Origin of the sequence: Pseudoalteromonas sp. JB197, from assembly GCF_002332205.1 — a bacterium.
In the GTDB taxonomy this organism is placed as follows: domain Bacteria; phylum Pseudomonadota; class Gammaproteobacteria; order Enterobacterales; family Alteromonadaceae; genus Pseudoalteromonas; species Pseudoalteromonas nigrifaciens.
Genome location: NZ_NRGZ01000001.1, coordinates 1773172 through 1791085 on the forward strand (window position 1 = coordinate 1773172; position 17914 = coordinate 1791085).

Sequence of the window (17914 nt, forward strand, 5' to 3'; positions counted from 1 at the left end):
CAGTTCACAATATATATTAGCGCTATGTATCGTTTTTTATATTTCCAGCTGCCTACTCGGCAGTTCACTAAGTCGAGCAGTCAGCTCTTTTACGTACTCAATTTCCAGCTGCCTACTCGGCAGTTCACTTGTATAACATAAGGCGTTCAGGTCGCTATGAATTTCCAGCTGCCTACTCGGCAGTTCACTATTAAAAATAGTTTAAATTTCTACAAATACCAAACTGTTAAATGAATTTAAATTATTTACCCTTATTTTCAATCAATCAGATAACTCATTGAAAATTAAAAGAGTGTTTTAAAACTATTAAAAAAGGGTATTCAAAGAGGGAACCGTGCCTTGGAATGTTTGATTTGTAGCAAAGCCATAATTATTAAATTGATTTCCTACCGCATTAGTATTTTCAATTTTTTGTATATGAAGTATAAAACTTTCCCCGTTGCCTTTGCTTGATACAGGTATTGAATGAAAATGGCCTATGTCCTTTGCCTCAAATTTATATTCAGGGTTGTAAACCTCCCCTCTAGCTTCAGCTCGCTTTTTAGCGCGTTTCAATCGTCTTTGCTTTTCACCAACAAATGCTTTGGCTACTGATTGGTTGCGAACAAACATGACTTCGCTTTGGTTTACTGGTACTTCGAGTATTTTTGATAAGCCAAATAACTTATCATGAGTCATCATCTCAAAATAGCTTTGCTGAGATAGATTGGTTAATTGCTTTTTATCTGTCGATACAAACGCTATTTGATTACCTATTGTTTGCTCATTCCATTTAGGAAAGCACACACCAATATTAATTATTTCACGTGAACTCACAAACCCATGCAAAATACCAATACAACGTCCTGCGAGAAGGCTTACATCACAATTTTTAGGTATATAAGTAATGGTAAAATAATAGCGCTTCAACCTTTACTCCTTTGGAACAAGCCGCCTTTGATCAACACTGCCGCAATAAAGTGAACTGCGTCTGATTCTTCACCTTGCTCTAAACCATGCTTTTCCATGTGTTTAATATGCAAAGCAATGCGCGGGAGTAATGAATAAAAGTCTGAATGGCTCTTAGGTGTTCTGTGTGCAACTAATATTTGCTTATCTGCGCCATACTCGTGAGTGCGTAAAGGTTTGTAGCCTCCCTCGTACCAATCATCGATAGTTTGGATAGCCGCCCCTACTTTTTGTGAGTTTAAACTTGCTGCTTTTTTATCGCCCACTTGGGTGTACGCAAGTTGTTTAGATGACATGCCCTGTTCAACAGCATCTACAAACTTTTGACTTGGGTGAACCTCCTGGCTAAATGCATTTTTAATCTTTGCGGTTATATCTAAATAACAATAATTTTGAGGGCTGCTAAGCCCTTCTTGAATAGCTTCTGATAGTGTTATTAGTGCTGTTTGATTATTTTTCCAATTGCCCTGCCACTTTAGCTTTTGTGCACCCTCAACAATTATTGGGTCTAAATGTTCTGTGAGGATTTCAATATCAACATTTGGTGATTGGCGGTTGCGCCAAAGCCAGTTGCCCATCAGTATATTTTTAGCATAGCGAGTTGCAACTTCATTAAGGCCATTGTGCTTTTTATAGGTTTCAAAAAACCGTTTTAACCAATAAATAACTTTAGGGTCATCACAAACATGAGGCTCTATACTATTAGCCTCAACCCTGAGTGAAAAACGGCAAAATAGCTCATTTACCGTTGGAGGCACGTAGCACACATCAATTGTTTGTGGGTTCCCAAAAGCAAGATCTTGTGGCGCTAAATTTTTAGCCTCATTTTGATTTTGATACGCATCGCCAAACCCTGACTTTTGCCCAACTAATTTATTTTGCTCTATTTGTAGCGGTTCAAAATCAGACTCCGATGTTTTATAAAAAAACACCGCTTTACTGGGTGAAAGCGAACGCGTGTAACTTAAGTGCCGAGGTAATTGCATTATTCATACTCAAACTTAGACTTTTTCATAAGCATAGACTCTTTTTGAACATCCATAACCCAAAATGCATTATGAAAAAACTGCTTAGCGCCTGCGTACTTTACTGATGTATTGCTAACACACTCTAACAACCCAATTACGGGCTCTGCATAACAATGGTGTTCATGTAAAGCTGCATCTCGCTTTACGGGTTCTTCAAGCGCAGCAAAGCCAATTGCAGCGGGTCTTAAATTAAAGTTACCGTTAAGCGCATCTATCAATTGTTCAAAACTTTTGACTACTTTTTTTGAAGGGTACAACCAACTGCCATTTAACGATTTTGCCTTTATATTTTTAAATAGCTCACTCGGTTTAGTATGTACATGACACCAATCTATACTCTGGTATAACGAAGGTGGATGCATAGTCCCACCCGCAAATGAAGATGGAATTGCTGGCTTTATAAGCTGACTGTTTAACTTATCTAACAACTCAGTATTTGGTACGAAAAGCCTAAACACTAAATCGAGTGTTATATCGCATTTAGGTTTATCGATAATACCAGAACTTATAACATGACTACGCCCTGTAACTTGTTTTAACTTGCTTGGCTCAGGTAATGGTTTACCCGTATGTAGTTGATAGTTTTCAATGTAAATAGCACTATCAATACACTTAATTGAAGGGTCTATAAAGTTTTTTAGCTTACGCTCAAAGTTATGAGCAAGCCCATTTAAAGCAGTAAGTGACGGCATACCTTGAATATACGGGTTAGCCATTGCCTCGGCATCAAACACTCGCATATCTTGGCAATGTACATACACTATTTGCTCATCTTTTAATGTTTCTTGTTCAGTTGCACAATGAGTAAATACATAGTTTAACTGCGTTTTGAACAGCCCCATTAAATTAGGGTGATACGCAAAGCGTTTAAGTTTGCTCAAAGAACTAAGGCTTTCATTTAATATGTTACTAAATTGGCTTATACAGTTAGTAATACTCTGATCTAAATAATGCTTTGCCCACTCAGGATAAGCTTGGTTTTGCGCGTTATTTTTAGCTTCAAGAATATTATCAAGCCATAACTGCAAACTAACACGTACTTGCCTAATAGCCGCTACTCGCGCTAATCGCTTTTGCCTTAACGTATTAAACTGTTTAATGCCTACCAACACCAAAAGTGCCTGTTGAAATTGACTGCTTAATAGCGCACGAATTTTAAATGCTTTTTCAATATCATTATTGGCTACTTTAGAGCGGTTAATAGCCTTTGAATATGTTTTAGGAAAGTAACGAAGCACTCTTATATTACCACCTACTGAGCTTGCTAAATCGCCAACATTGGCAGGTCTTGAGTGCTCAACTAAACCAAAGTTTAGTTTACGCTCAGTTGTTAATTGCTGAATTTTAGCTAGCATTGCGTGACTTATTACAGGCGTAACCGCAAGGTAACTTTGCTGAAATGGCATTTGTAATTGTGGTGAAAAAGAGCTTACTTCTAATGGGAGTTCTGCCACTGGCAAAAGCTGTTTTATTTTGCCCGAGATGTTTAAAACCGCCTTTTTAGTAAACCCGTATGCTCTGATTAAATTAATCCAAACAGGTTCTTCAGCTATTAGTAACTTTGCTAAACAAGTTACTTCGCCTTGCCAAATAAATGAGGTTAAAAATAACTTTGCATGATTAATTTCAGCACTGTTGTGCGACCAGCCAAAACTTAAAGGTAATGACCGGCTACAAATACCCGCAATATCTTCACTTACAACTTCACTAATTAAACGTTGATGGCTTACTCGTATATCGGGGTATTTTAAATTATGAGTATGAAACCATTTAACTTCGTTAATGCACTTACTCAATAACACTTCATCGCGTAATACACTTTTAGCAGTTCTTACACTTGTTAAATCATCAATTTCACTGCGCTTATAAACTAGGTTAATGAGCACAGTCAGCGCTTGTTCCTCAAAACCATCTACTGCAACATGAGGCGTGTATGGCGCAAACAACTTTCTAAGTGTTGTGGTTTTTTCTTTTAGTGATTCAATTGCAAATGCATCTTGTAAGTTCATAAGTTACCACGGCGCTATAAATTGTTTTTTTGTTTGAGGCGTTTCAGCTGCGAATGCTTGCTGTAGCTCAATCACTTGGCGTAAATAAAATACATGGCTATCAGCTCTGAGTCGTTCGTGCTTTTTTTGTGGGTAAGCGCAGTTTAAAAAACCTTCTTGATGAAGCCTGTAAACTTGCTCTGTAGTGGTATTTAATAATACTGCGGCATCAAAAGTACAAAGCAGTAAATCTGCAATGTTTGGATGTTTAGCTTTAGGGTTACTATCAACTAATTCGACAAAGTAATTAATAACCTCATCAAGTACTTTGTTTTTACGGTTACTTGTTGCAGCTATTTGAGCATCACGGATCAAATCGCCATAAACAGAGCTGAACTTAGTTTTATTAAAAGGGTTAAGTTGCTTGAGCCGCGCATTATTTGTGAGTAAATCTAATTCAGCGTTAAAGCTTTTAGGCCAAGTACTAAAGTAATCAACAAACGATCGATTAAAGTCAGCATCGCTTACATCAAGTTGCTTAACCTTCGCAAACCAGGATATTAACCCGACTATTTTTTGGCTGTGACTACTTGCAAGTGCAGATGCAATTTTAAAGTCTGCATCGTTTAACTGTTCACTACTGGTTAGTTTACAACCACAATTACACTCTAAAAACGCCTTAGAAGCTCTGTAATCAATTAAGTTATGACATTCACTACATTGTATAGTCAATCGTGTTTCATGTTTATGGCACGCTTTATAGGGCTTTAAATGCCAATAAAAAGGAATATATGAAGATTCAGCTAAGCATTCAATGCAAACAGGTATGTTATCAGTGCGAAGTAGTTCAAGGGGAATAGTCAGCTCATTACGGCTTACTGCTGCTAGGTTGCCAAATTTAAAGTTACTGCGCCGCCATGCAAGTCCAAGAATATCACCAGCGTTTACATCAGCTAATTGAGCTACCAACTTAAGCGCTCTTATTCTAAAGCTACTCGCTTGCCTAGCATGATAAACATCAACTTTACTCAGCTCTAACGGCAACGCACCTTCAAGATCATGATCTTGCTCTGCAAGCCATTGCCATAAAATATCAGCAAGCTCACTATAGCCATCGTATGAGTTATCTCTTGCAAGCCTTAGTAAATAGCTTTCAAGCGCTTCATCTGGATAAGGTTTTGTTTGAACTAAAAAATGCATCGCCAACCTAAACTAAGAAAATCTTAGTTTAGGTTTAGAATAGTCGATTATGAAAGTCAACTCAAAGCTCTATAATTAGATCCTCTTTTTGATTTAAAGCACTGCGAAATTCGCTAAGATCTGAAATTATTCTCTTTTCAATATGATGATCATAATAATAATTAGATTTATTAGAACCTAGCCCTTTCTTAAAATGATAGCTTGAACAAAACTTTCTATGTTCATTACCGAAGATAAAATAGCAATTTAAGTATTCAATATTCCTTTTACAATCTAAGTGAAAATTATCACCCCCACATATGATATTAAGGAATTGCGTTTCGAAGAAATTTCCTGCAAATAATTCCTCATATTCTAGATCTAAATCCGTAAGAAATTTGGTATACAATTTGAGCGTATCAAGTAACTTGAGTATGACTGGTAATTTTCCTTTAAAAGAATTAAAAGGTAATCGAATCCTTTCTTCGCTTTTATCTACAATATGAAAGTCAAACTGCTCAATTAATTCCAATAGCTTAAAGCATCTTTTAATTTCAAATAGTGTCCTTGGCTTCTTAAAAAATTCATTAAGGAATATTTTTAAATTAATTTCGTGGTTTTCAAAATAGTAAGTTATAGAAAAGAAGCTAAAGGTTAATTTCATCGCATCTGTAACAGGACTTAAAAGAAGTGTACCCGACATTTTTATAGGGAAATAGGCTTCACCAAAATCGAACTCATATTCTTTTGTCTTACTATTAGCGTTGTTATCAAGGTGGACGACTTGTTCCTTTATCGAATCAGGTACAAAATCGGGAGAAACTAAGCTTGCATTTGGGCTTCCGACCAACTTTTGTAACCCTGAATCGGCTGTTAGAGTAATCCCAAATCGACTCTCCGAAGCCCCTGTTACCTCTACTTGAATCTCTTTTTGCTCTCCAAATATAAGCTTCTCAAACTGCTGAGGCTCAAACTTCATGTTTATTTGATAACGACCATCTTCATAACCAAGAGATTCCAACTCCTGTGATTTATAACTAATATATTCCTTATAAGTTTTACCAAATGATTTCATCAATTGACAAATCTTAGATTTTATACAATCACCATTACTTATTACAACAACCTCATTTGCAGTTTTTGGATTAACTTTTATATTAATCTTATGTAGTTCATCTTTCCCCTCAGATTCTAACTGCGTTTTTTTACGTAAGGTTTTTTCAAGTAGCTTTTTGTCGTAATGTACTAGATGAAACTTAGTATTATGATTATGTTTGGTTTCAACAAAAACAAAGAAACATGGGGCAAGTGTCCTTCCAAATTTCAGCATATTGGATAATTTTACATTACGTCCTCTATAACTTTCATAAGCACCTTCCATAGCTTTAACCTGTACGTAAACCTTATATTCAATTTCCTCAAATGTGTATTCAAGTAGGCGATCCCATCCGTTAGTATCCTCTTCCGGTTTTGAGCACACAATGCCTTGCCTTTCGCAGAAAAGTGTAAAATCTGTTTCTTCTGGCTTTCCTCGCATTATTCATCTCCCCTAACTACATGAATCATGAAATCAAGTTTATAATTTTATTTTGGATAAGATTTCTTTTTGCTCTTCTCTACTTAACTGACCTAAAGCACAAATTAATTCAGATAAAATATCTTCTTCACAATAGAAATAAGCTACTGGTACATCTAGCTCTTTAGCAATGCGTTTCATGGTTAAGAAATCAGGGGCATGTTTGCCTTTTTCATATTGGTTCATGCGAGCACTAGCCGTGTTTGGCTCCATTCCTAATGCCATACCTAGCTGTTGCTGAGTAAGGCCAGCTGCTTTTCTTGCAGATTTTAGGCGTGAAGGTGTTGGAGTTTCCATGTGAACCTTAGCTATAAAACATATCTAGCTAAGATTCTCTTAGTATCTAACCTATAAGTGTACTAAGGATATTTTAGTTTTTAAATATACACTTAATTAGTAATGTCTTAAACTATAAATTTATGAGTTAAAAGGAATTTTATGCTTGTTTTTGCTAGCGATGCTTCTGGTAAGATTGTTTCAATAAATAATGTCAAAAATGGTAAAGCATGCAATTGCTTTTGTATCGCATGTAATGCCTTTTAATTGCATGCAATGGCGGAAAAATAAAAGCACACTCATTTGCTTATACTACAAAAGAAGAGTCTAAAACATGCCATTATTTTACACCATATTAAGTGATTGATTACACTCGTTAAGCTCTATTACTCATAACTATGCAACTCTAATGAGACGACTGAAAATGCCAGTCTGGGCTGCTAACTTCCTATTTTAAACTAGTAGTCATGAAATACTAATGGACGTTTAACTAAGCCATATTTATACAACAACTCCCTGTAAAGTAGGAAATCGATAGGAATTAGTGGGTATAGTTGTGCCATATTAATTACCAAATGTTAAATCTACAACATTCCAACCATTCATAATAGCAATCGCTCGCTTAGCCTCAGGAAATCTAGATTCATCAATAGCAATGCCAATTAGGTGTTTTGGCCTCGTCATTGCTACATACAGCTGTTTCATAAATTTAGGCTTCCTAACCCCTGTTGGCGTTGTATTATTAACACCGATAATATAATCCAACACCTGATGTACATCATACTCGTAGAATTGTGTTTCTAGCAGTAAAGTCGCTGAGTGCGTTTCCCCCTTAACGGAGTGAATCGTATCAACCTCAATATAGATATCACGATCATTTATTTTTTCAACATACATATTAGCCGACACAACTTCATCATCAGTTATAGCTCTTGGTGCCACATACGAAATAAAGTCGGTAAGCACTGTATACTTATCCAACAAACCAAGAGCTGTTAATAAGTCCTTAATATTATCTCCCCATGCATTACTATCGTTAAGAACAGAATTTTGAATCTTAATTATAATTTGATTAATTTCATTACGCTTTGGACTGTCCTTTAACATACTTTTTAGCTGAGATATAGGTACATGTTCGTAACCTGCAATAGGTAATAACCTACGAATTCCTTCCAAAACTATTCTATAACCATCTGCATTGCATGCAGCAATATTCTGAGCCCTTCTAAAGTATTCGATCATTCTTTCTGGTTTGAAGTTTTTACTGGAGTTACGTTTTTCAAAATTTGAAAAGTAGTGTTTAACCGTAAGACCTTCCGGCTTAGTCTTACCAACCCCACCAACGGCCTTAATTGGATGTCTCTCATCTAACGGAAGGTTATTAGCGCACAATTGTGCAAAGGCTGAAAGTACTTTAGATCTGCTCTGCTCATCAACGATGTAGATCGTATGTGGCTGAGCGTTATAGACTAAGTGAGTAGAACTCAATGCTACCTTATTTGTACTCAACCGACTAGCTAGGGCTGCGACGCTTGGGTTAAATCTATGGCTGGTATTTATAACCTGCAGCTGCAAATCATTATAGCTATTGCTATTTTCTTCTTCGCCACCAGAAAATATCGCCTGATCAGCATCACCTAATCGTTGAAGCGCGCCGCCTCTATAACAAAATAACTTATTAATTATTTCATCTTGCACTAGGGATGTATCTTGCATCTCATCTACAAGTGCCAAAGGAAACCTTGATTGAATAGCTTTTATTACATTTGGATTAATATCCAAGTACGCCTTTGCATACTCAAACATCTCTCTATAAAAGAATAAACCCTCGCTCAACATCGCTTCCTTTATTGCATACAGGTTTTTAAAACTATCCGATGTAGAGGGCTTTGTGAAGCCAGGAATGATTTTTTTAAATTCACCATCAACATATCTAATTTGCAAGTTAGATATACTAGCTTTGGGCTTTCCTTCCAAATACCTTCTTGCCTTCCAAGAAAGTTTACTATCAATATAATCAAAGCAAGCGTCATCATCAATACGCTTAATTACTATGCTCTTTGACCTACAGAAAGGTAATGCTAGGAATCGATTAACAAACTCTTGAATCGTTCCAATGAAGTGAGGATAAGATAAGAGTTTACATCCATATTCATTACGCTCCAATCGACTAATAATTTCATTTTTAGCTACATTGGTATGGCTAAGTACACATATGCCACTTGTACTCTGCTTCCAACTCTTTGCTAGCAGTATTAATTTCACAGCAATAAGAGTTGTTTTACCGCTACCTGGGCAAGCTTGAACATCGACAAATTCTTTTATGGCTTGTCGACGTTTATGATCAAAAATAAGCCCCGTCTCAACTTGAAAATCCTCGATATCGTTATCGGTTATAGAAGGTATCATTCTGCACCTTCCGCTTCGATTAACTGAGCAGGCTGCTCCTCTTCTGCCTCTATAATAATCAGTTCAGTTACATATTCAATGGCGCTAACAATATACGCAGGCAGTTTATTTTTAAGCCCTGTTGGGTCCTTTTGATAGGTCTTGCTTAATATTTCAGCTAATTTGTATGTGACCTCAGTTTTTCCAGACGATTTTTTTTCAACCATGCCGTATATTTGAATAGCTTTTTCTTCAGGATCATCACTAAGATTTTCAAAGCCAACTTCACTATCATTCACAGAGCAATACATTTCTTTAGCTAAACCTGATTTGGCTAGGCAATATTCAAAAGTCCATTCCTCAGAGATAAATGTTTTTACATTTTCTCCATCCTGCTCACACTTATTTGCTTTTCGTGCTGCTAGATCATCTGGCTTATCATCATAGTGGCTAATCCATCGATTCAAATTCCCTTTCTTCCCTTCGGCTAGGTTAGGTTCTTTTTTCAATTTAAAGCCGTAGTCATTCTCTTGCTTCTTTTCTGCCTTATCTGGCCAAATATCAAGATCAGTTACACAAGCTACTTTAATAGGGAATGGTTGCTCATCAGCCACTTTTTTACGATAGATCTTTGCATACCGTTTATAAGCTAGGTTGCCAACATTCACGATAGACACGCCATAATCTTCAAGAGGACGCCCTAATAATTTGGCAATAGTTGGCAGCAATATATTTTCACCATCACCTTCAACCAACAGAACGCTCTTAGCGAAAAACATATTTGCTTTGCTAACATCAAGAAATTTTTCCAAAAACGGGTAATCATCATTACTCAGCAGGGTCGCCCCTCGCCTTAATGGAAATGACTGCCCCTTATTCATCAGTATTATATTTTCAAGTGACACTTTTGAAGCGAGGTTAGGGCTATGCGTTGATAAGATGCACTGTAAGCCTTCTTGCTCTTCTGCTAGGTATTGGATGAACTTCATTTGTAACTGCGGGTGAAGGTGTGCTTCAGGCTCTTCGATTAACAAAAGTGGAAAGCCTTCACCTGACTGTGTTAAAAGCATTAGTTCGGCGGCCATAAACAATAAATTGCTGTACCCTAACCCATGAGACATACCTGTATCATTCAGTCCAAGAGTAAGCCGCTCCACAATTGCTTTAAATGCTGAATTCTTCTCCGCTACACTCATATCTTCGACATTCTTACTGCCAAGCATGTCAATCACAGGAGCAAATAGCGTGTCTTTGAACGTTATTTTTTCTAGGAGTTTTTCGACACTATTTTTGGAAGTCGAAATCGAGGCATCAGCTTTGATCATTTGGTTAGCCTTTACAACCAAAGTGATTAATCGTTCTATATCCTGCTCGTTACCACCAATGCTGCTCTTACTGCCTAGTAGTTGTGACAATCGAGACATTCTTCCTGCAGAAAGTTCATTTTCAGCATCCCTTAATGGCTTAAGGTAAGTAGTAGAAAGATATAATCGCGTATCACGATCTAAAATTGGCCCTTCATCATCAGCGCCTGCACGGATTTCAGTTCGTATACCTTGTGAATTATTCGTCTGGGTTTCATTTATGGAAGCAGTTAATGTTATATGCAACACAGTTTGAACATTACCATCTTCATCTTGTTCAAACGTCAGATATTCAGCAAATGCCCCACCATCATGAGCATTCAGTTCACAAAATTTCAATCTTATTTTTAGCTTTGTCGATCCCGACCTGAAATCTGAATACTTAATCCTCACCCATTCAGCTGAGTTAGTATCTAAGACCAATCTTACAGCATCTATTAAGCTCGTTTTGCCAGCATCGTTTTCACCAACTAGTAGGTTCAATCCTTTGTTTAAAGTAACATGAGTTGATACAAAGCCTCTAAAATTCTCGGCCGTTATACTCGATAAATACATACACTATCCTTGTTCAATTGCTAGACTCTGTAATAAATGAGATCAATTAAATTAATTAACACATCCTAGTTGAATGACTTCTTTCTCTAAATGGCGTGCTCAATAACAATGCTTTAGCTAGCCTAACTTGTTCTTAAAGTCTTATATTCAAATATATGTACTAGCTTGATTTAATATACTGTGTCACATTTATAATTGAAACATATTGTAAAAAATAACTTTTAAGTGAAGAGCTATCCTGTCAAGTCAAAAAGGTAGTGTTCAATATAAACAAGGCTAAACCCTTACTGGAAAAAGTAATGCCAAAGGTGATGAGTGCACCTATTAAAAAATCCCAATCAGTCAGCTATGTTAATGCTCCACCTGCATGAAAAGTCATCACTTAGTGACAATTTCAACTCAGTTTTTGGCTGTATTAAAGTGTAGTTTTTACATATTTTCCAGTCTATTGCTAACACATTAAGCATATCTAGTATAACAGTGTGCGCCACTAAGAAATTCAGCACTTTAAATGCTTAGATATTGTTGAATTGAAACTAGACTCATTGAAGTTTAAACTTTGTATTATCTATTTCCTCAACAACTGACTTATTGGCATCTTGTCAGTAAACTTGGTCGCTATAAACGGATCTTCGTCTTGGGCGCTTTCAGGTTTATAGAGTGAGTAGCGCTCAACTTCGCTTGCTGTTATTTCTGCAACAGGCAACGTAAATAGGTTTGGTACATCAGGAAACAGTACTTCAAATGCTTTGACCAAATGCTTGGTTGTGAGGGTTTTCGCGTTATCCATTAATGCATAAAGCACGGCATCATCTAAAAAGTATTTTAATGTTCTAAAACAACCTTTTGATAAGGAGAACAAAGCAAACACTGTTGCTTGTTCACTTAGGTTTGGCTTCTCGATAAATGGCATTCGGTTGGCTAAACCAATTATTAACTGCACAAAATGCTTTGGGTTTTCTGATAACTTAAAATAAGGCAGCTGCCGCCTTACTAATAAACGCGATGACCACTGGGGTTCGTCTGCTATTTTTTCTGCCCACGGCATACCTACCAATACGATTGATACACCCGCTTCATCGTTAATATATTTTAATCGATTAGCAATCTCGCGGCGCTTTTTACCTTGATTGTGCTCAATTAGCTCTTGGAACTCATCAATAATTATAAGCTCTGTGCCACACGTTTTTAGGCACTTTATTAATGATGTAGTTAACCGAGTACCGTTTACTCGCAGCTTGCGCTCTGTGCTGCCAACTTGCCCTAAGTCTTTAAGAAGCTCAGCTAAAGTAGATTCTAGTGTAGGGTTGCTAGGTATGCGACTGACTAATACAGGGTGATTCATCACTCCATTAATAAATTGCGGTAAATGTCGTTCTTTATATTGCTTGAGCAGTGCTGTTTTACCTGTGCCTGTATCGCCATTTAACAGCATGCAGGGCTTTTCGCCCGCTAGCCCTTTACCAAGTCTTAATCTGTCAAAGTCGTTAAATACAGTGGTTATTATTGGATATTCAATAAATATATCGCGAAATTCATTAAGCTTTTCTTTTTGTTTATCGGTCAGCATAATTAAAATCCATCTAGATCTGAGATAAAGTCATCCCAACTATCAGCTGGCTGCTCTTTAGGTGTAACCTTTTTGGGTTCTACTGGTTCGCTCTGAGCTATTGATTTCTGCGAGTCGCTACTAACACTTTGATGCTTAGCTAACGCTTTACCCCCTTTTACCTTTGAGTTTTTTGGCGCATTTTTTAACTCTTCAAACTCGTTTTGAATTTTATTATGAATAAACATACGCGCTTTTGCTAAGCCGACATTATCGATAGAGCCCGAAATAAAATCGCGATGAATACGTATATTTATTTTATGCTGATTCAAACTTAAATTTTGAGTGTAACCGTTTGGATCTATGCATGGCACTTTTATGTAATGCTCTAGCTTATCGAGGTATACGTATATATAAGAGATATCATCGGGGTTTAATTTAATTAAAACTTCTTGAGATACTTTGTGGCTAAACTGCTTTCTATAGTTCGCCAGTTCAGTACTGTCGTAGCTTAAATTTTCTAGCCTTATTCCACCTTTACGAAGTACCCGATGATTTGAAATACTGAGCACAACATCCAGTTGTTGAAGATCAGCATCACTCAGCATTGTTGGTGGTAACGTACTAAAGCCTTGCTCCCACAACTGACTCGGTACATAATTAAAGCGGCTGTCGGCATCTTGATGGTAAACGTCTACTACCCATTTATGAAATAGTTTCATAAATGTTGTAAAGCGCATGATTGCATCTTTTTTGGGGTTATATTCATGTTTTTGCAAAATGTTAGAAAAGGTTTTACCTGGAATCGGATCTAATAACTCGGTGTTAATAGTGCCAAACATACGTTCTACAAAAGGTTTAAGCCAAGGCTTTTTCGTTGGATTATATTGAATATTTACTCCAGTTTCACAAACAGCAAGCTCAAGATTGTTACCCCAAAACTCTCTTCCATTATCAGTAACGAGTGTTTCAATTTTACCAGCACACTTCCACTCATTTACCGTATCAGGGTATAGCTTTGCCACTTCACTTTTAGGTTTCATCGCATTTAGCATTGCTCGCCTTACTGCGTCGTAGCTAGGCTCACTGAAGCTGAAGTAATAGCCAACAATACAATGGCTATACACATCAACTAACATGGTGAGTGTCGGCCGACCAAGCGGGATATGTAGCTCATCATCTAATAAAATAAGATCCAGCGGTGTATGGTCAATTTCAACTTTTTCTAGTACTCGGGTAGGCCGTGTATGCCCTTCTACTTTATTAAAAGCAATATCAGCAAGGCGCTTACCATAACGAGCAACCATCACGTCGTATTGCGGTAAGTTATCTACTCTGTTTTTAAATGCTTTGTATGTTAAAGGCTTTAAATCACTGCCTACAACACTGTCGTTTTCAATGATAACTAAGTCTGCGTAATACTTATAAGCCGAAGCCACTGATGGCTTTTCTTTTACTAAGTAACGCTCAAGTGCCTTTTCAAAAAACTTATCGGTGGCTGTATCGCGCTCCCTGTTACCCTTTTTTTGGTGGCTTGGTATTAGCGCCATGATATTTTTATCTGCATTGGTATAAGCGCTATACCATCGTGCAGCTGTTCTCCAGCTGGGCTTTTTTTCTCCCTCAACTTCGGGCATTACTTTTAATAAAGGCTCAAGGTTTTTTTGTGTCCAACCGCCTTGAATATTAGCCTCAAGCCATTGAATATATTTAAGCTTAGCAAATGTTGTTGTTTTAATTTTTTCAGGAAGGGCTTGTAAATCTTTGGCGTAATTTTGAGGTAGTTTGGTCTCTACTTTTGGTAATGGCTGGTTAAATTCGTCATCAAACAAACCATCATTAAACATTGTTGGACCAAATTGCTGTTTCTATTGATATTTCATTTGTAGTTAAGTCGGCAAATAACTGCCCTAATGATAATAAACGTAACACCGTAGCAAGTAGCTCACCGGCAGTTACTCTTAAAAAGCTAACTAACTGACCCACTTTGATAGAGCCGTATTGCTGAACAAGCTTTAGCACAGATAATTGCAGGTCTGTTAAAGACTGAAAGCCAGAGTAGCGATGCAAAAGCTTTAAGTTATTAAGTGTTGGGTATACACGAATTTGCTTATCAGTAACCAGTATTAAGTCGCGTCCATCTTGCTTGGCTATGGCTTGCTTTTCAATAAAACGAGCACGAAAGTCTTCATCGGCAATTTTGCTTTGTGGTTTTACTTCGATAAATTTTTGCGTGCCGTCTGTGTGGGTAAGTAAAAAGTCAGGTGTGTAACGGCAAATACGGTTATCAAACTCATATTCGTAACCGAGTGGTTGTGCTTCAAATGCGGCTATTGATGGTGAAAATTCAAAATGGAAACAGGCATCAAATTCTAAAGAGGATTCAACTAAACAGGTAGATTTATTTTTTTGACTAGCAAATTTATGAAGGTTTTTAACACGGGAGTGTTTGAGTTTTCTTCTGTACATGTGAGTCAACCATCTAACCATTTGGTTAAATACTAGACTATGCCACCTTATACTTCCAATTTATGCCATCTTTTAATACAAATATGTCAACTTATACTTCAAACAACACCCAAATGAGGAATTTGGGTGGCAGTCTTACCAGCCACATCTCGGCACACACGTCACAAACTGTGGCTGCTCCCTTCCGGGCCTGACCAGGTTCGCCTGCTAGTGTTGCGAGAGGACCAATAAGACTACCATTGAGGGCCTTGGTTGGCGCGGGAGGGATTATCTCTACTTTTGCTACGTTATTCAAGGGATAATCGAAAAAGAAAGTGCGATTGCATACTTCATATACAATCGCGGCCTTTTAAACTGTTTTATGTTTACTATTTGCTCTCTAACTGCGCTTTAATATTACGCAGTGCCGCTTTTACTTTTTTCATGTTCTCTGGGCCCATACGTAAAAGCTGTTTTTGTGCAGCGGGTAATTGCTCCCACTCTGCAAATGCATATTGGTAGGTTACTGAATCGCGCAGTAATGGTAAGTTACCTTCTGGCTCTGGTGTATCGAGTAATAAGTCGATTGCATCTTCAAGCGTTTGAGTAAACTCATTATCGCCGTAACCAATTTCAGTATAGGCATTATTAATAAGCGGTTTATATTCTTCAAATAAACGCACTGCTTGCGCGGCGCTCATACTAGTAAATATTTTTACATACGGGGTGTAACGTTCATAACTATTAGGATCGATAGTTAAAATATCACCTTCTGTGACACTAAATTTTTCTTCTGGCTTTATTACTGGTGTATGTTTTGTAGCAACTTTGCCCTTTGCTAAATTATCAACAAACACGACACCACGGCGAATAACATCATCGGTAATCATTAGCTCCATTACCGAATCACTTAAGTATTCATCCATTTTTGCTACAACAACTGCATCACTTTCATCAAGTGGTGGTAATTGCACGGCTGCTGGCTCGGCATCACGCTGCGCTGGCATTTCATAATCTTGTGGTTTATCTGGCAATACTGATGGAACATCTAAAACAGGATCATTCTCTGGCTTTAACTCCATCATAGGCTGCTCTACTGGTGCTGGCTCAACCTCAGTAAGCACTTCTGCCTCGTTGCTTGGCTTAAGCAATACAAATGCAGCGGCGCATACGAGTACCACTAAAATAATAATGGCAAAAAGTAGATTGTTATTAGGTGGACGTTTTTGAACATCTGACGCTGATGGTTTATCTGACATACGAACTCCATTAAGATTAAAATGCAATATCACTTAGAGTATTCTAAATGAGTTTAATTCATAGCTTACAGTAAATAATATTAAAAGCAGCTAAGGTATCCTTTGATTCTTCTAGCTTAAAGACTTAAAGTAAATAAATAAAGTAAAGACGTAGAACAGTTTAGTCCCTTATATGAAAATCAAGCAAGTTGATCCTAACAAACCCAAAGTTGCCCTTCTATTAACAGGAGGTGGCGCACGCGCTGCTTATCAAGTAGGCGTACTTAAAGCATTAGCTCATAGCATGCCTAGAACAGCGCCTCTGCCATTTAGAGTAATAAATGGTACATCTGCTGGGGCTATAAACTCTGCGGCGCTAGCTTGCTATGCCTCCTGCGCGCACTTAGCAGTTAGAAAGCTCGAGTCTGTATGGAAGAACTTTTCTACTTCTATGGTGTATAAAAGTGATTTTTTAAGTGTATTTGGTCATATTACTCGTAATATTTTAACCAGTTTTCAGTCAGAACATATAAACCATCCGCCTGCGAGTTTATTAAACAATAGGCCACTGCGTAAATTATTAAACGAAATATTAGATTTACATCGCATTGAACGCAATTTACATCACAATTACTTAGAAGCGCTTTCGATTACCGCCTCTAGTTATACCACTGGTGACTCGGTGGCGTTTTATCAATCTAATACACGCCTACCATGGCAACGCGCTAAACGTGAGGGCCGCGCTACGCGTATTAATGTTGAGCATTTAATGGCTTCGAGCGCCATTCCTATGGTGTTTCCTAGTGTAAATATTTATAACCATTACTTTGGTGATGGCTCTATACATCAGTTATCGCCTCTAAGCCCATCAATACATTTAGGCGCTGAAAAAATATTCATTATTGGTGTTGAGCAGCCTAAAGAGTTACACCCTGTGGGTTACTCTGCTCATTACCCTGGGCTGTCTTCGGTTGCAGGGCATTTACTCGACAGCGTGTTTACCGACACTATGCAATCTGACTTAGAACGGCTAGAGCGAATTAACCGCACCTTAGGCTTGCTGCCAGCTCGCGATAAACACCAAGAACTTAAGCGCATAGAAACCTGCGTGATCAACCCATCACAAAACTTTAATGCTATTGCCGCGCAGTACTACGACGATATGCCATGGGCAATTAAAGTGTTGCTTAGGATCATAGGGGTTAAAAAACATTCGCAATCGAGTTTAACCAGCTATTTATTATTTGAAAAACGTTATACCCAACATTTAATACAAATTGGTTATGAGGATGGCATGAAAAAGCTGCCTGAAATACGTAAGTTTTTAGAGCTAGATTAGGGCGCTGATGCATGCTCGCCCTGCATCATCTAAGTAAC

The 17914-nt window shown here is 37.5% G+C and carries 13 protein-coding genes, 1 other RNA gene and 1 CRISPR repeat array (1 of these 15 cut by a window edge); of the genes, 1 reads left to right on the plus strand and 13 read right to left on the minus strand.

The annotated features are described in order from the left end of the window. Positions 1–190: direct repeats of the CRISPR family, unit length 29 nt; unit sequence ATTTCCAGCTGCCTACTCGGCAGTTCACT (it extends 20 nt beyond the left edge of the window). A 116-nt stretch (positions 191–306) separates the two neighbouring features. The 13 genes from cas6f to CIK86_RS08450 form a co-directional block, all read right to left on the minus strand. Further along, the gene (gene cas6f, locus CIK86_RS08390) at positions 307–909 is read right to left on the minus strand and encodes a type I-F CRISPR-associated endoribonuclease Cas6/Csy4 (protein ID WP_086999339.1); all 603 of its coding nucleotides are present in this window, start codon (positions 907–909) and stop codon (positions 307–309) included. After that, positions 906–1934: a type I-F CRISPR-associated protein Csy3 gene (gene csy3, locus CIK86_RS08395; protein ID WP_086999342.1), complete on the minus strand. Its 1029-nt coding sequence runs from the start codon at positions 1932–1934 to the stop codon at positions 906–908. Before csy3 ends, cas6f begins: the two co-directional genes overlap by 4 nt. After that, positions 1934–3985 (minus strand): type I-F CRISPR-associated protein Csy2, encoded by a 2052-nt coding sequence (locus CIK86_RS08400; protein ID WP_086999347.1) that lies wholly within the window; start codon positions 3983–3985, stop codon positions 1934–1936. The genes csy3 and CIK86_RS08400 overlap by 1 nt, the downstream gene beginning before the upstream one ends. 3 nt (positions 3986–3988) lie before the next feature. Next, on the minus strand, positions 3989–5164 hold the full coding sequence (locus CIK86_RS08405) for a TniQ family protein (RefSeq protein WP_086999350.1): 1176 nt from the start codon (positions 5162–5164) through the stop codon (positions 3989–3991). A gap of 61 nt (positions 5165–5225) precedes the next feature. After that, positions 5226–6680, minus strand: a complete 1455-nt coding sequence (locus tag CIK86_RS08410) for a hypothetical protein (protein ID WP_086999353.1) — start codon at positions 6678–6680, stop codon at positions 5226–5228. Between the two features lie 39 nt (positions 6681–6719). Continuing rightward, entirely contained in the window at positions 6720–7016 is a 297-nt protein-coding gene (locus CIK86_RS08415; RefSeq protein ID WP_086999356.1) for a helix-turn-helix transcriptional regulator, read from the minus strand. Between the two features lie 543 nt (positions 7017–7559). Continuing rightward, complete coding sequence (locus CIK86_RS08420) at positions 7560–9404, minus strand: UvrD-helicase domain-containing protein (RefSeq protein ID WP_058155013.1); 1845 nt, start codon at positions 9402–9404, stop codon at positions 7560–7562. Further along, positions 9401–11302: an AAA family ATPase gene (locus CIK86_RS08425; RefSeq protein ID WP_086999359.1), complete on the minus strand. Its 1902-nt coding sequence runs from the start codon at positions 11300–11302 to the stop codon at positions 9401–9403. Before CIK86_RS08425 ends, CIK86_RS08420 begins: the two co-directional genes overlap by 4 nt. Before the next feature lie 568 nt (positions 11303–11870). After that, complete coding sequence (locus CIK86_RS08430) at positions 11871–12872, minus strand: TniB family NTP-binding protein (RefSeq protein ID WP_086999362.1); 1002 nt, start codon at positions 12870–12872, stop codon at positions 11871–11873. Between the two features lie 2 nt (positions 12873–12874). After that, positions 12875–14698, minus strand: a complete 1824-nt coding sequence (locus CIK86_RS08435) for a Mu transposase C-terminal domain-containing protein (protein WP_086999364.1) — start codon at positions 14696–14698, stop codon at positions 12875–12877. Next, complete coding sequence (locus CIK86_RS08440) at positions 14691–15320, minus strand: TnsA endonuclease N-terminal domain-containing protein (RefSeq protein WP_062569899.1); 630 nt, start codon at positions 15318–15320, stop codon at positions 14691–14693. The genes CIK86_RS08435 and CIK86_RS08440 overlap by 8 nt, the downstream gene beginning before the upstream one ends. A gap of 133 nt (positions 15321–15453) precedes the next feature. After that, positions 15454–15550, minus strand: an RNA gene (gene ffs / locus CIK86_RS08445) — signal recognition particle sRNA small type. Positions 15551–15688: 138 nt separating this feature from the next. After that, the gene (locus CIK86_RS08450; RefSeq protein ID WP_086999367.1) at positions 15689–16558 is read right to left on the minus strand and encodes a DUF3014 domain-containing protein; all 870 of its coding nucleotides are present in this window, start codon (positions 16556–16558) and stop codon (positions 15689–15691) included. A gap of 172 nt (positions 16559–16730) precedes the next feature. Here CIK86_RS08450 and CIK86_RS08455 point away from each other — a divergent pair, with 172 nt between their 5' ends. Then, on the plus strand, positions 16731–17876 hold the full coding sequence (locus CIK86_RS08455) for a patatin-like phospholipase family protein (RefSeq protein WP_011328667.1): 1146 nt from the start codon (positions 16731–16733) through the stop codon (positions 17874–17876). Positions 17877–17914 lie beyond the last annotated feature (38 nt).

Excerpts from the sequence above, each read along its gene's own strand:
- CIK86_RS08425 (WP_086999359.1), bottom strand. The coding sequence starts at position 11,302 with ATGTATTTATCGAGTATAACGGCCGAGAATTTTAGAGGCTTTGTATCA.
- CIK86_RS08400 (WP_086999347.1), bottom strand. The coding sequence starts at position 3,985 with ATGAACTTACAAGATGCATTTGCAATTGAATCACTAAAAGAAAAAACC.
- CIK86_RS08410 (WP_086999353.1), bottom strand. The coding sequence starts at position 6,680 with ATGCGAGGAAAGCCAGAAGAAACAGATTTTACACTTTTCTGCGAAAGG.
- CIK86_RS08440 (WP_062569899.1), bottom strand. The coding sequence starts at position 15,320 with ATGTACAGAAGAAAACTCAAACACTCCCGTGTTAAAAACCTTCATAAA.
- CIK86_RS08420 (WP_058155013.1), bottom strand. The coding sequence starts at position 9,404 with ATGATACCTTCTATAACCGATAACGATATCGAGGATTTTCAAGTTGAG.
- csy3 (WP_086999342.1), bottom strand. The coding sequence starts at position 1,934 with ATGCAATTACCTCGGCACTTAAGTTACACGCGTTCGCTTTCACCCAGT.
- CIK86_RS08430 (WP_086999362.1), bottom strand. The coding sequence starts at position 12,872 with ATGCTGACCGATAAACAAAAAGAAAAGCTTAATGAATTTCGCGATATA.
- CIK86_RS08405 (WP_086999350.1), bottom strand. The coding sequence starts at position 5,164 with ATGCATTTTTTAGTTCAAACAAAACCTTATCCAGATGAAGCGCTTGAA.
- CIK86_RS08450 (WP_086999367.1), bottom strand. The coding sequence starts at position 16,558 with ATGTCAGATAAACCATCAGCGTCAGATGTTCAAAAACGTCCACCTAAT.
- CIK86_RS08455 (WP_011328667.1), top strand. The coding sequence starts at position 16,731 with ATGAAAATCAAGCAAGTTGATCCTAACAAACCCAAAGTTGCCCTTCTA.
- CIK86_RS08415 (WP_086999356.1), bottom strand. The coding sequence starts at position 7,016 with ATGGAAACTCCAACACCTTCACGCCTAAAATCTGCAAGAAAAGCAGCT.
- CIK86_RS08435 (WP_086999364.1), bottom strand. The coding sequence starts at position 14,698 with ATGTTTAATGATGGTTTGTTTGATGACGAATTTAACCAGCCATTACCA.